The sequence below is a fragment of the Ancylobacter sp. genome (assembly GCF_965249975.1).
GTDB lineage: Bacteria > Pseudomonadota > Alphaproteobacteria > Rhizobiales > Xanthobacteraceae > Ancylobacter.
The window spans coordinates 84,305-98,907 of sequence record NZ_CBDFNE010000018.1; the positions used below are offsets into that span (position 1 = coordinate 84,305).

Genomic DNA, 14,603 nt, shown 5'->3' on the forward strand with positions numbered 1-14,603 from the left:
GTCAGCTGCGGATCTGGCGGGTCACCGCCAGGATGGCATCGATGCCGGCCCCGGCTTCGGGATAGCCGGCGTCGCGCAGCGCGGTGAAAATGCGCCGGGCGGAAACGTAGTCGCGCAGATGATAGTAGGACCAGGCACGGATCGACATCAGGTCCTGCTGCTCCGGGGCGAGGTGGCTGCGCTCGTCGAGCGCCAGGATCGCCTCGACATAGCGGGCATCGCGATAGGCGGCGATCGCCCGCTGGGCCAGCAGGTCCGCGCTCAGCGTCACCGCCCGGGCCGGGGGCTGGGGCGTCTCGAGGGCGGCGACCTGGGCCTCGTTGGTCAGGCCGAGCCGCAGATAGGCCAGAGACTTGCCATAGGCCGCATCTTCCGCCGTCCGGCCGGCGCCGTCACGGACGGCGATGTCGAAGGCGTTGATGGCCTCGAGCGGACGGTTGAGTTCCATCAGGCACCAGCCGCGCGCAAGGCCTTCTTCGGGTGACACGCGGCCGGCACGGAACACCGCATCGCCGGCGCTTGAACATGGAGCGCTGCGGGGGGAGGATGCACCGGGCGCCGGGCCGTCGTCGTTTCCGGCCAGCCTGTCCGGCAAGGCCCCATTGAGCGGCATGGGCGCGGCGACCGCTGCCGTGGGCCGGGTGACAGGAAGGGGCGCGGCCGACTGCGCGGTAGCTGTCGGCTGGGTGGTCGCCGTCGGTGCTCGGTTCGCCAGCCGGCGGCGGGCGGCCGGCGACACCAGGGCCAGGATGCGCTCGGACTTCCCCGCCCAGGTGGCGGCGATGGCGTCAAGGGTCGCGGTGTCCTTCAGGCGCTGGCTGACAAGCGCCAGCCCATAGGCGGACACCTCATCCGCCGGCGCCCATTGCATGGCGGTACGGAACCAGGAGGCGGCGGTGCGAATCTGGCCAGTATTATAGGCGTACCAGCCGAGTGCCTGCGCCCCGGTGGCGGATTTCGCCTCCTGCACGACCGGGGCGAACCGGGCGACGACCGACTGTTCGAGGCGCGGCGGCGGTGACGTGGCCAGCAGGCCGGCCATGAGGTCGATATAGGCCTTGCGGTTGCTCGCCCCGGCATCGCGCCACTGATAGGCGATCGGTTCCGCCTCCTGGGCGCGGCCGGTCGCGGCCAGCGCCAGCACATAGCCCTCGGCTGCCGAAGCCCCACCCTGCCGGTCCAGCGCCAGCTTGAACCAGTCGACCGCCCGCGCCGCATCACCGCGGCGGAAGGCGTACCAGCCGAGCACCAGCGCATCGTCGGCGACCGATCCGCTGCGGGCCAGTTGCTCCAGCGCCGCGATGTCGTCGGGCGATACCGAAAGCGACGTATCCTGCGCGGCGCGGCCGACACGCATGCGCAGCAGGTCTTCGCGCAGGCCGGCGAATTCGGGCGTGTTGTCCGGATTGGCGCGGGCAAGCACCGCGTCGAGATCGGGACCGTCGAGCAGTTGCAGCGCCTTCTGCGCCGTGGCGACGCGCTCCTGCGGATTGGGGCAGGAGGTAAGGATATAGATGAACAGATCCTTGGCGCGCTGGGGCGCCCCGGTCCGCACGAAGGCTTCCGCCACGCGCCAGAGCACGTCCATATTGGCGCAGACGAGCATGCCGGGCGTGTCGGTGGCGATGCGCAGGACGGAAGCCCATTGCTTGGCCTCCGAGGCATTGACCAGCCGGCGGGCAGCCTCGCCCTCGCCGAGCCGCGCCATCAGATCGGCCGGCGGCTGCCAGCCGGGCTCCGACGCCTGACGCTGGGCGATGGCGGCCCTGATGTCGGAGAACTTCCCTTCGGCGAACAGCGCCCACAAACGCGGAATGTCGGGGTCCTGGTCCGGCGTCGGGGAAAACAGGTCCTTGGGCGGCTGCCAGTTCGGATAAAGCGCGCGCAGCCGTGCGATTTCGGCATCCAGCCGCTGCTTGTCGCCTTGCGCCGCGAAAAAGCGCAGCGCCGATTCATCGACCTTGGGCGTCGCGGCGGCCCCGGCGGGGGCGGCGCCATTGTCAGAGGGCGAGGCGAGTTGCTGGCCGATGGCCGGGACGGCGGCCGCCCCGACCAGGATCAGCAAAAGCACCCTCAGCGAAGACATTTCGGATATTTCTCACTCACCAGCGACAGGCTTAGGAGATAAAGGGTCGACGGGTAGTACTGGCTCGGTTGCAGGCGCCTGAGATCTGCCGGAATCGCCGTGCCGTCGATCGCACAGGCCAGCGTTGCCGCCAGCATCCGGTAGCCGGGCTCCGACAGCCGGGCCAGGGCCTTGCCGGTCGGGATATTCACGATCGCCGGCATTCCCCCATTCTGAACCATCCAATTGTTGAGAATGGCTTTTTGAACGTCGGAGTCGGGGATACCGGCGCGCAGAAGGTAAAGAACTATCCTTAACGAATTGTAACCAAAGACCGGTTCGAAGCCCTCCGCCGGCGCCAGCGGGCGATCGGCCGGCGCGGAAATCCAGTCTGGCGGCAGCTTGGCCGGGCCGAGACGGGCGAGGGAAAGCAGTTCCCGGCCGGAGGCGGCAAGACCCGCCCAGTCGACTTCAGGCGCGAGCCGGGCAAAGACCGGAAAGGCCTCGAAGATCCAGTAGGACAGGTTCAGCACCGGCCCGTCCGGCCGCTCGCCGACCGAGAAGCCGGTGACGCCCGGCAGCAGCACCAGCCGCCCGCCCTCACGCCGCACCACCTGCTGGCCGAGCGCCCGCGCGATGCGGGTCGCGCTGCTCACATAGTCCGGGACGCTCCATGCCTCCCCCGCAAGGGCGAGCGCATAAGCGATGAGGATGTCGCCGTCGCTGGCGGCATTGATGTCGGTGACGTGCGGATCCGCATCCGGGTCCCAGCGCCAGGCCGCGAGGCCATCGTCGCGGATCAGCAGTTCGGTACGGGTAAAGGTCCATATCCGCTCGAACCCCGCCTTGTCGCCGGCGAGATAGGCGAGCAGCATGCCATAGCCCTGCCCTTCGGAATGGCTGATCCGGCCGTTCGCGTCATCGATGACCCGGCCGCTGGGGTCGACGAAGCGTGCGGAATAGGCGGCCCAATCGTCGCGCGAGATCATGCCGGCCGGCTCCTTTGCGAAGGCGCCCGGCGCGACGAGAAACGCCGCCGCCATCAGCATGGCGGCGACGACGCCGGCACCGCGGCCCAGACGCACCATCGGGCGCACCATCAGGCGCGCCGCCCCGAGCGGCGCAGCAGCAGGCTGGTGACGAAGGCGAAGGCGATACAGCATAGAACGAGAACCAGGGCGTAAGTGACAATATTGAGCGACAGCCAATTGGCCGCGATGAGCCGGAGGTTGGACGGGCCCAGCGGCTGGGTCACGATGAACCGCACGCTGCTCGGCATGCGAATGTCCATCCGTCCGTTGGCGGCGTCGAACGCCACCGCCTGACCATACGTCTTCGCCCAGTACTCCGGCAGGGTGAACTCATTGATGGCGGCATCGAGGCTCTCCGCCGTATGCCCGGCAATGAGCGTCCAGACCGCATCGCTGTTGGGGGCAAACCCCTGCGCCACCAGGACCGAAGTGTTGTGCGGGGGATTGAACGGGTCGACATCGCCGCCATCGGGCAAGCCCAAGGAAAAGCCGAACGTGCCGGTGACCCATTTCTGAAAGTGGAGCAGCTCGGCGCTGATGTTGCTTCCTGCCGCGACCTGATCCCGCCAGCGGTCAAAGATGGCGTCGTTGCCCGAACCGGAGCGGACGCGGACGCCCTGCTCCAGCATCGCCATCGGCTCCGGGGGGGCTGTATCGCCCGCACCCCAGAAGACGGGCGCCGGGCTTGGCACGCCCTTTTCGCCTTGCCGATCGGTGCGCCAGCGGATCTTGCTGGCCTCCACCACACCCACCTGCCGCAGCACTTCGGGTGCGATCTGATTGATCTCCCCAATGAACAGGACCGGCCGACTGGCAAGCGATGCCGGCGTTGGCGCCGTGTCGACGGAGGCGATGCGATCCTGAGCAAAGGACAGCCGCGCCAGAACCGTCGCGGCGGCCGCAACCGTCGGCTTATCCTGGCGCATCACCACCGCGACAGGCTGGGCGGAGTTGAAATACGGGAAGCCGCCGCCGAAAAACGCCGCCAGATTGGGGCTCGTGCCGATCCTGGCGAAATTGTCCATCACGAACTCGCTGGAATCGAACACGACAAAGCGCTTGTCATGCGCCAGCGTCGCGCCGGGGCCGCAGATCTGGTCGCTATCGACATCCAGCATCACCTCGATCCAGACCCGGTTGAGCCCGGCGCGGAAATGCGTCAGCGGAACCTTGATGACCTTCCGCTCCATCAAGCCGCCATGCCGATCGGTGAGCATGTAGGAGGACGCGAGCGAACCGTTGACATAGACCGAGAGCACGCTTCCCGGCCGCACGCTCGGCGCATAGGCCGCGTCCAGCAGAATGCGTGCCTGGCCATTTGCGGAACCGTAGAAATCGGCGGGAAGGCCGATGGGAAAGCGCAGTTGCAGCCGGCGACCGGAAAACTCCTGCGTCATCACGCCCAATTCGGAGAAACGGACGCTGCCCGCGCCGGTGAAATAGGGCGCGTCCGGCGCGAAGCGGCTGGAGATCGCCAGTTTATTCGGTTCGGACTGGCCGCTGCTGGCCGCGAGGCGGTCAATCGCGGCATCTATGCTCCGCGGGGTCTCTCCGGCCAGCACGAGAACGGTGCCGCCCGCACGGCTTTCGTTGAAAAAGCGGACCATCGGCTGGCCGCCGACAAGGGCCGGCGGATTGGCCATCGCGGCGCGCAGGTCTTCGGGCATACCCACGATCACGTTCAAGGTCCCCGGCCCCGCAGGGCCGACATCCGGTCCCACGATCGACACGATCGGGTGGGAGTAGCGGCCGCGCTGGGTCAGGGCCTGGGCGGCCGCCAGGAAATGCGCGCTATGGTGGGGCTCGATCGGCCCATTGTGGATGAACCGAATATGGGTCGATCCCCTCACATCGACCCCGACCGCGGGAAGATCGTCGACCATGACGGGCGGCGGCACGGGACCGCCTGCGAACGCCACGCCGGTCAGCGCATTGTCGAGTTCCACCCAGAGGTCGTAGGTGGACTCGACGGAGCAATCGGTGCGGTGCACCGCCAGCATGTCGATACGGATGAGATTGCCGCCCGCACGGAGCACACCCGCGGGAATGGCGGCCGTCACCTGGGTCGCCCCCTGCGGCGAGGCGATCGCAATCTCCGCCACAAGCTGGCCGTTGATGGTGACCCTCATCCGCGAGCGTTCCGGCATCACATAGATGGCGTTGAGATAGCCGATGAGGAGCGTGGCCGGGCGCTCCACCTCCTGCTGCGTGAACCAGGTCACCCAGCCGCGCGAGACCGACTCCCCTTCAAGCCTCAACCGGGGCACCGGGACGATGAAGCGATCGGGAGTCTTCGGACCCGGCGCTTCGATCTTCGCCGGGGCTGCGGCCACAGGCTGACCCGGCACCATCTGGAACGGGGCCACATAGCCCGGGGAACCAACCCCAGGCGTTTGGGGCGCGGCTTGCGGCGCCGCGTCGGGCGCGGGCGGCGTCATGCCGAATGGGGCGCCGGTCGGCCCCATAAGGGTGGGAAGCACGAGCGGCTGAGCCTCCGTGTCGTCCCCGTCCTGTAGGTCGAAGGCCGGCATGTCATAGGCGGGTGCAGACGGAACGCGGCTGGGAGCAGCCGCGTTCGCCGGTGTGTCGGACGGTGGCTTTGCCGCCGCGCCGGCAGCCGCGAGGAAGAGGGCGGTGAGGAGGACACCGCCGGTCACGCCGATCCGAAATGCTCTCATCGTCCCGTCGCTCCCGCGAACATGCCGGGCATGAGGCGGCGCGTCAGTCTTTCCAGCAGCGTGACATAGGCGAGCCCGCGCAAGGTCTGGTAGCCCGCGATCAGGACGAACATCACGGTTCCTCGGAGAACGCCCGGATTTCGCCGCCTGCTCTCCTGGAATTTCTTCCATTCATCGGCATTGGCGAAGATCAGATCGGCGATGAGCTGATAGTGAGCGGCGGACTTGGCGTTGAACTGGGCCCCGAGCACGATCACACCATCATCATGGGCGATGTTGCGCACCAGCACGGGAAGCGTATCGCTGATGCACTCGTCCGGGGGCGTCAGCCGCACCACGGCGTGCATGCCGAGCCGCGCATGCGCGTCGGCGGGAAGCTCCGTGCGCACACGCAGGCCGCCCATGGACACGTCGTCGATGACGGCCGGCACCTCGACACCGTCGATCAGAAGGCTGCATCGCCGGCTGATCGCCATGCGCTGGCTGTGCCGCTTGGCCGCCTTCTCCGACACCACGCCGAGGGCGCAGCCGGAGATGATGAGATTCAGCAGGTTCCACATGCCGACGACGAGGGTGATGTCGGCGGAGTAAGGCTCGGTGGCGATCCGCCAGAACGTCACGAACACGGCGACGATCTGGACGACGAAGATGATGAAGAACGGAATCCCGATTTCCGAGATGCGGTTCTCGTCAATGGTTTCGCCCTTAGAGGTCACCCGGAAGGTCGGCTTCTTCGGGTCGATCATGACGGAAAGAAGCGCCGGAAGAAGATAGACCGTCTGAATATATTCATAAAGCTCGGAAAACCACGGCCAGCGGTATTTCCCGAAGAGATAGCTCTGAATAAAGAGATTGGTTAAGAGATAAACGGCTGTGTAGGCTACAAATTCAGCGCCGGAACCATTGAATATTTCCAGCGAGAAGAACAGGTAGCAGAAGGGCGAGATCAGGAAGATCGCGCGCGAGATCGGGAAGAACCAGAACAGGATACTGGACATGTAGCAGATGCGCTGCGCAACCGTCAGACCCGAGCGGAATAGCGGGAAGTGGAAGCGAAGAATCTGGTACATTCCCTGCGCCCAGCGGGAACGCTGGCCGATGAAACTGGCGAATGTTTCCGGCTGCAGCCCGGCAATGAGCGGCGTGTCGACATACACGCTGTGCCAGCCGCGCGCATGCAGCGACAGCGCCGTCTCGCAATCCTCGGTGATCGAGGAGTGAGCGAAACCGTCGGTCTCCATTAGAGCTTCGCGCCGCAGCACCGCCGCCGACCCGCAGAAGAACGCGCCACCCCAGCGGTCGAGACCGCGCTGGATGACGCCATAGAACATCTCGTTTTCCGACGGCATGCGGCGCCATGTGCCGAGGCTGCGCTCCACGGGATCGGGATTGATGAAGAAATGCGGCGTCTGGACAAGGAACAGGCGCGGGTCCTGGTGGAAATAGCCCACCGTCTCGCGCAGGAACGAGCGCGCCGGCGCATGATCCGCATCGAAGACGACGACGAGTTCCCCGTCCGAATGGGCGAGGCCGTGATTAAGATTGCCGGCCTTGGCGAACTCGTTGCGCGGACGGGTGAGATAGTTCACGCCGAGCTCCTCGCAGAGCTGGGTCAGCGTCGCCCGCCGCTCCTGCGCCTCGCGCGCGGCCGCCAGATCGTGCTGTTCGCATTTTTGATCGGTCCCGCCATCGTCGAGCAGCCACACGGTGAACCGATCGCGGGGGTAGTCGATCGACATCGCGGCCGCCAGCGTCGTCGCCAGCAATCCCGCATCCTCATTATAGCTCGGGACGAAAATATCGACGGTCGGCTCGCTGCCCGGCGCGATCGCCGGCGCGACGCGCGACGGCTGGGGCGCCGACACGACAAAAAGACTGAGCGCCATGAGCGCGACGCTGTACATTTCAGCGATGTAAAGCAGCACGGCGGGAATAAAATTCGACAATTCCTCTACCGGAGGTAGTGTTGACGTTGTCCGCCAATACACGTACCTTGATACCATTGCGACACCGAGCGCCAGTGCAACCATGCGAGGCACACCTTCCGGCGCAAACATTCTCAAAAATACAATTAGTAGAATCACTATACAGCCGGTAACCAGCTGCGCCTGCAAGTTAACCGGTAAGGTCACTATAAATGCGACTAGGGCGATTAATACTACCCAAATACCCGCAATCCATTTTCTATTCATAATTTCCGGCCGGTCTCCGCAGTCGCCCTTACGGCGGCTCTTACGTCGTACGTGCTGTGATCGCAAGTCGCCGAGGAACACAAGTCATGAGCGCGCAGTCACATCTGCTAACATCTTGTTCGATCTTTGACCGTTTCTGCCGCGGCGCTGGGGCGCTAGATTGCTTTGATGCGTGATTCGTTTTGCGAAACTGACAGGCCCGCCATGTCCCGCCCGCCCCAGGAAACGACAGGCGACAGTGCATGCCGCGCGGCTGCCCACTTTGGACATTCCAGCGCCAAAAGCTTGCGTCGGGGTGCCTTCGCCATGGGCTGCCTGCTGCTGGCGGGGGGCTGCACCCCGGGCCGGCCGCCGATCGTCGCCACCCTTTCAGCCGAGGTTCCCGCCGTTGAGGCACTGGTGCTGCCTGAGCCCGGCGGCCCGCGCATCATCGGCGTGATCGAAACGCGCTATGCCAACGCCTTGCAGCAGGAGGTGATGCTGGCGACCGAGGCGGCGACGCCGGGCCAGAATGCCTTCAGCGTCGTGTTTTTCGGGCCGGTGGAGGGACGAACCGGCCCTGAGAACATCAAGGACGACAGCTTCCTCAACGAATACGCTCTGGCGGAGGAGATGGAGCAGGCACTGCCCGGCATCGACCTGCGCGCCTCGACCTATTTCGTCCAGAACCGCTACGGACCCTTCGGCTACGCCGTGGGGCCGGGACAGGGACGCGACCTCTGCCTCTACGCCTGGCAGCGCATTCAGGGCCAGCAACGGATGAACGTTATGGCGGTGGATCGTGGCGTCTTGTCGGTGCGTCTGCGCTTCTGCCAGAGCGGCGCCAGCGAAGCCTCGCTGCTGCGGATCATGTACCGCTACACCATCAATGGCTATTTCCTGCCGCGCAGCTGGCAACCCTATGGTCGCCCTCTCCCGGTCGCGCCGGAGCTTGGCCGGGTCGGCGGACCGGTCGTCTATCCCTCGACCGTGTTCGGCACGGGCGCGGCCACCGCGCCACCGGCGGCGTCGGCGCGCACCACGGCCCCCTCCGCGCCCCGTTCCGTGCCGGCGCCCGTCGACACCGAACCAAGCGTGCCGAGCGCGCCGCTCGAAGGCTATCCGACCGTCCCCGCGCCTCAGCCCTGATCGAGGCCCGCCAGCATCGGATCGGAACGTGCTCTAGCCGCGCGGGCGATCGCCCGGGGGAAGCGCGATGCCGAGGCTGGCGGCGGGCGGAAGCTCCGGCAGGCGGAACGTCGTCGCCCCAGCCTTGGCCGGCTCGGCCTCCGCCATCTTGGGGCTCTCGGCCGGCGTTTCCGGGGCGCGCGCCACGGCCCCTGTCACCTCTGCCGCCAGCGGCTCGGCCGCAATGGCCCCGAGACGCCAATGCCCGTCCACGGGCAGGAAGGCCATATCGAAGCCGATCCTCAGCGGGGCGGTCGGGAAGTAGCCGCGCAGGCGCAGTGCTCCGTCTGGTCCGATGGAGGGCGCGGCCGAGAGCTTGGCGTCGAGAAGGGCGACGGCGGCGAAATCCAGCCGACCCTCGCGCCACTGGCGGAAGCGGTCGGCGAGCGCGGCACTGGAATTGGCGTCCCGGAAGGAGGGCGCCGCCAGATCGCGCAGCACGGAATAATTGCCGGTCAGGTTGGCCTGGTTGAGCGCGATCATCGTGCCGCGCAGCAGGGCCAGAAGCACCGCCGGCGGCGGCATCGCATCGGCCGGATTCTTCTGCGCGTGGGCGAAAGCCGGCGCGAGCAGGGCCAGCACAAGCGCGAGAACGGCAAGGCGGGCGGGGCGGCGCATGCGCGTCACCACGCGAACAGCAGGCCGGCCTTGCCGCCGACCGTGCCCTCATTGAGGCCCACGCCGATGCTGCCGGTGACGAAGAAGGAATCGTCGGCGATCCGCGCAATACTGGAGAGCGCGAGCGCATTCTGGCCCCCGAAGGTGCCCCACTGGGCGCTCACGGCCAAATTCTTGCCGTTCGGCAGGGTCGGCGTATCCATCGCCATCGCCATGGCGACGCCTTCGCTGACACGGTCGATCTCGGCCCAGACGGGCCGCAGGTCGAAGAGTTCCGCCGTGCTGGCGCTGGCGAGATTGCCGGCGGCATCGGTGGTGACGATCTGTACCGCCCCGCTCTGGGCGGCGCGGCTGGCGCCCGAGGTCAGCCCGGCCATCGTATAGGTCGAGCCGGCGGTGCCCAGCGCCATCTGGTTCGCCCGGCTGGTGGTCGCGCCGGCGCCAAGGGCGGTTGAACCTTCAAAGGAAGCGATGGCGCCGGTGCCAAGGGCGGCGGAGTTGGTGGCCGAGGCGTTGGCGTTCTGCCCCAGCGCAACGGCACCGGCCCCGGCGGCGACGGCGTTCTGCCCCATCGCCGTGGCGCCGGCGCCATTGGCGGTGGCGCCGAAACCGACGGCGGTGGCGTTGGCGGCATTGGCGACGGCGCCCTGCCCCAACGCGGTCGACCCGGCGCCATTGGCGGTCGCAGCCGTGCCCAGCGCGGTCGCGTTGCTGGCATTGGCAACGGCGCCCTGCCCGATGGCGGTCGACGCGGCGGCATTGGCGCGCGCGCCCTGGCCGACCGCGGTTGCGTTGGCGCCGTTGGCGAGCGCGTCCTGGCCGAGCGCGGAGGAGGCGGTGCCGTTGGCGCTCGCTCCGCTGCCGAAGGCCGAGGAGAAGCCGGCATTGGCGGCGGCTCCCTGTCCGGTCGCGGTCGACTGCTCGCCATTGGCCGTCGCGCTCCAGCCGATGGCGGTGGAGGATACGCCATTGGCCACGGCGAGCTGGCCGAAAGCGCTGGCCTTGTCGGAAAAGGCGCGCGACCCCTGCCCCACGGCCGTCGTGCCGGCCTGCGTCGCCTGCGCATCATCGCCGATCGCGGTCGAATCCGCTCCGCTCGCCACGCCGCCGCACTGCAGGGCGGTAACGGTGAGGTCGCAACTGATCTCCTCGGCGGCCGCCGCCAGCGGTGCCAAGCCCGCCAACAGGGCCAAGCCGGCCGATCCACCAATCCTCACAAGGCGCCGTCGCATAAAAAGGTCTCGAAACTCGTGCGACGCACCCGCAGCGCCGTGCCGGTAACATCGCGGCAACATGGTTAACGTCGCGTTAACCAGTTCGCGGAGCAGCGGAAATCGCGCAAGCGCTACAAGCCGGCGCGGCGCCTCTCGCCGATATGTCTGCCGCCGCACGGTCTGCCCGCGTGCGGAGAGGGCGACACGCATTCCCGCCACCCGCGGCCGGCCGCCCTGATAAAGCCACAGCTTTGACCGAGTTTAGGCAGTAATTTTGGGAAACATTATTGTATAGGCTGGAAATATTACCACCACACTCTCACCGGATTGGCGCGCGAATGTACAGTCAACAATTCGTTAGCGCGGTGAGCAGCCTCCATGCTGAAATGTCTCATATATATTTGGCACTGGCTCACAGATGCCTATGACCGCGAATGCCCTTACTGCGAAAGCGAAGAGCTCTGCGAGGAATGCTTGGCACTCTGGGCGATAAAGTAATATTGCCCCGCCTTGTTCCATAGCCCGCTGCGGGACGCGCCACGTCGACGCGCCCCGGTCTACTCAGCCGGCGTATGGACGATGCCGGGGGCGATCTCGGCATGGGGCGTGTGATGGACACGCCCGATCAGCGAATAGACCACCGGCACGACGAACAGGGTGAGCAGCGTGCCCAGCGTCATGCCGCCGACAATGACCCAGCCGATCTGCGACCGGCTCTCCGCTCCGGCGCCACTCGCCAGCGCCAGCGGCACGGCGCCCAGCACCATGGCGCCCGTGGTCATCAGAATGGGCCGCAGTCGCAGAACCGCCGCCTCGATGACGGACGCGCGGCGGTCGAGACCCGCCTCCTGCTGCTGATTGGCGAATTCGACGATCAGAATGCCGTGCTTGGTGATGAGGCCGACCAGCGTCACCAGGCCGATCTGCGAATAGACATTGAGCGATCCGCCGGTGAAATACAGCGCAGCCAGCGCCCCGGTCATGGAAAGCGGCACGGTCAGCATGATGATGACGGGATCGCGGAAGCTCTCGAACTGCGCCGCGAGCACGAGATAGATGAAGCCGAGCGCCAGCAGGAAGATCACCACCAGGCTCTGGCCGGCGGCGCGGAACTCACGGCTCTGGCCGGCGACATCGGTCTGCACGGTCTGCGGCAGCACCTCGCGCGCGGTCTGGTCGAGAAAGGCCAGCGCCTCGCCCTGCGAGAAGCCGGGCGCCAGATTGGCGGAAATGGTGGCGGAGCGCAGCTGGTTGAAGCGCTTCAGTTCCTGCGGCGCCACGCTTTCGCGCACGGTGACGAGGTTGGACAATTGCACCATCTCCCCGCTCGCCGAGCGCAGATAGATGGTGTCGAGCGTCGCCGGGGTCGAGCGGTCGCGAGCGTCGAGCTGGACATAGACATCATATTGCTCGCCGCCCACCTCGAAGCGCGTGACCTGCCGCCCGCCGAGCAGGCTCTCCAATGTGCGGCCGAGGACGGCGATGTCGATGCCGAGATCGGCCGCCTTGGCCCGGTCCACCGAGACGGAAATCTCCGGCTTGTTCAGCTTGAGGTCGCTGTCGATGCTGACGAGGCCGGGATAATCGCGGATGCGCTCGAGAAAGCGGTCGGTGTACTCGTTAAGCTGTTCATAGGTGCCGGAGGTCTGCAGCACGAACTCGATCGGCCGTGAACTGTTGGAGGCGCCGAGCGAGGGCGGGTTGTTGGCATAGGCATTGATGCCGGCGATGCGCCGCAGTTCCGGCGTCAGCTTGGCCACCAGTTCCTGCTGGCGCACATCGCGCTCGCCCCAGTCCTTCAGCCGGCCGATGACGAGAAAGCGGTGAACTTCGGGGAAGCCGTTGATGATGAGGACGCTGTCGACCTCCGGCTCTTTGGAGACGATGGTGTCGATCTGGTTGGTGTAGCGCGAGGTATAGGCAAGGGTGGAGCCCTCCGGCGCGCTGCCGGTGACGCGAACGACGCCGCGATCCTCGACCGGTGAGAGTTCCGAGGGCAGCACGGTCAGGAAGAAGGCACTGGCGCCCGCCACGCCGAGCGCGAGCAGAAGGATCAGCGGGCGGAGCTTCAAGGTCGAACCCAGCAGCCGGCGATAGCCGTTCTCCATCGCCCGCAGCCGCCCCTCGATGAAGGCGGACACCCGGCCCGGCTTCTCCTCATGCTTGAGCAGGCGCGAGCACATCATCGGCGTCAGCGTCAGCGCGACAAAGCCGGAGATGATGACGGCGCCGGCGAGTGTCAGCGCGAATTCGAGGAAGAGCCGTCCCGTGCGGCCGGGGGCGAAGGCGACGGGCGCGTAGACGGCGGCGAGCGTCAGCGTCATGGCGATGACGGCGAAGCCGATTTCGCGCGCGCCCTTGATGGCGGCGGGGATCGGCTTCATGCCATGCTCGATGTGGCGGAAGATGTTCTCCAGCACGACGATGGCATCGTCCACCACGAGGCCGATCGCGAGCACAAACGCCAGCAGCGTCAGCGTGTTCACGCTGAAACCCAGCGCGTACATGATGGCGAAGGTGGTGATGAGCGAGATCGGGATGGTCACGATCGGAATGATCGACGCCCGGAACGAGCGCAGGAACACCACGATGACAAGCACCACCAGGACGACCGCCTCGAAGATGGTGTGAAACACCGCCTCGATGGAGCGCTCGATGAACACCGCATTGTCGTTGCCGATGGTGGCGCTCATGCCTTCCGGCAGGCTCTCATTCACCGCCGGGAGGATGGCGCGGGCGCCGGCGGAAACATCCAGCGGGTTGGCCACGGCCTGCTTGATCACGCCGATGAAGATCGCCGCCCCGCCATCGAAGCGGCTGGCCCGGCGCTCGTCGGCGGCGCCGAGTTCCACGCGGGCGACATCGCGCATATGCACCTGCGCGCCGTTCGCGCGCTTGACGACGATCTGGTCGAACTGGTCGACCGAGGTCAGGCCGGTGCGCGAGAGCACGGTGAATTCGCGGTCGACGCTCTCGATGCGGCCGGAGGGGATCTCGACATTCTGCGCCCGCAGCGCGTCCTCGACATCCTGCACGGTCAGTTCATAGGCGGCGAGCCGCTCGCGGTCGACCCAGATGCGCATGGCATAGCGCCGCTCGCCATAGATCTGCACATCGGCGACGCCGTTGATGTTCTTGAAGCGGTCGACAATGTAGCGGTCGATATAGTCGGACAGTTCCAGCGCCGACATGCGGTCGGAGCGGAAGACCACGAACAGCACCGGCTGGGCGTCGGCCTCGACCTTGGAAATGACCGGCTCGTCGATCTCGTCGGGCAGGCGCTGGCGCACGCGGCTCACCCGGTCGCGCACGTCGCTGGCGGCGACATCGGGGTCGACCTCCAGCCGGAAGCGCACGGTGATGCGGCTGGATTCCGAACGGCTGGTGGATTCCAGCACGTCGATGCCGGCGATGCCGGCGATCGAGCCTTCCAGAACCTGCGTGACCTGGCTCTCGACGATGCTGGCCGAGGCGCCGGGATAGGTGGTCACCACCGACACCACGGGCTCGTCGATGTTGGGATATTCGCGCACCGACAGGCGGCTGTAGGAGACGATGCCGATGAGGATCAGCAGCAGGCTCAGCACCGTCGCGAAGACGGGGCGGCGGACGCAGAACTCGGAAATGCCCATGGCGCG

8 protein-coding genes are annotated in these 14,603 nt (G+C 66.6%); 1 reads left to right on the plus strand and 7 read right to left on the minus strand.

Translation table 11 applies throughout. The features are described from left to right. Position 1: 1 nt before the first annotated feature. The 4 genes from ACP2AH_RS13420 to bcsA are packed head-to-tail and all read right to left on the minus strand — an operon-like array spanning position 2 to position 7,966. Positions 2–2,086, minus strand: coding sequence for a hypothetical protein (locus ACP2AH_RS13420; RefSeq protein WP_425106258.1), 2,085 nt, complete (start codon positions 2,084–2,086; stop codon positions 2–4). Then, positions 2,074–3,153, minus strand: a complete 1,080-nt coding sequence (locus ACP2AH_RS13425) for a glycosyl hydrolase family 8 (protein ID WP_425106259.1) — start codon at positions 3,151–3,153, stop codon at positions 2,074–2,076. Before ACP2AH_RS13425 ends, ACP2AH_RS13420 begins: the two co-directional genes overlap by 13 nt. Before the next feature lie 11 nt (positions 3,154–3,164). Further along, positions 3,165–5,753, minus strand: a complete 2,589-nt coding sequence (locus tag ACP2AH_RS13430) for a cellulose biosynthesis cyclic di-GMP-binding regulatory protein BcsB (RefSeq protein WP_425106260.1) — start codon at positions 5,751–5,753, stop codon at positions 3,165–3,167. A 17-nt stretch (positions 5,754–5,770) separates the two neighbouring features. Then, positions 5,771–7,966 carry a UDP-forming cellulose synthase catalytic subunit gene (gene bcsA / locus ACP2AH_RS13435; protein WP_425106261.1) on the minus strand — a complete coding sequence of 732 codons (2,196 nt, stop codon included), beginning with the start codon at positions 7,964–7,966 and terminating at the stop codon, positions 5,771–5,773. Between the two features lie 285 nt (positions 7,967–8,251). Between bcsA and bcsN the strand changes: the two genes are divergently transcribed. After that, a complete protein-coding gene (gene bcsN, locus ACP2AH_RS13440) occupies positions 8,252–9,094 on the plus strand; it encodes a cellulose biosynthesis protein BcsN (RefSeq protein ID WP_425106262.1) in 843 nt (280 codons plus the stop codon). A gap of 33 nt (positions 9,095–9,127) precedes the next feature. On the opposite strand, the gene ACP2AH_RS13445 is transcribed toward bcsN, so the two are convergent. The 3 genes from ACP2AH_RS13445 to ACP2AH_RS13455 all read right to left on the minus strand — a co-directional run bounded on the left by ACP2AH_RS13445 (position 9,128) and on the right by ACP2AH_RS13455 (position 14,597). Beyond that, entirely contained in the window at positions 9,128–9,751 is a 624-nt protein-coding gene (locus ACP2AH_RS13445) for a hypothetical protein (RefSeq protein ID WP_425106263.1), read from the minus strand. A 5-nt stretch (positions 9,752–9,756) separates the two neighbouring features. Then, complete coding sequence (locus ACP2AH_RS13450; protein WP_425106264.1) at positions 9,757–10,944, minus strand: YadA-like family protein; 1,188 nt, start codon at positions 10,942–10,944, stop codon at positions 9,757–9,759. A 578-nt stretch (positions 10,945–11,522) separates the two neighbouring features. After that, on the minus strand, positions 11,523–14,597 hold the full coding sequence (locus ACP2AH_RS13455) for an efflux RND transporter permease subunit (RefSeq protein ID WP_425106265.1): 3,075 nt from the start codon (positions 14,595–14,597) through the stop codon (positions 11,523–11,525). Positions 14,598–14,603 lie beyond the last annotated feature (6 nt).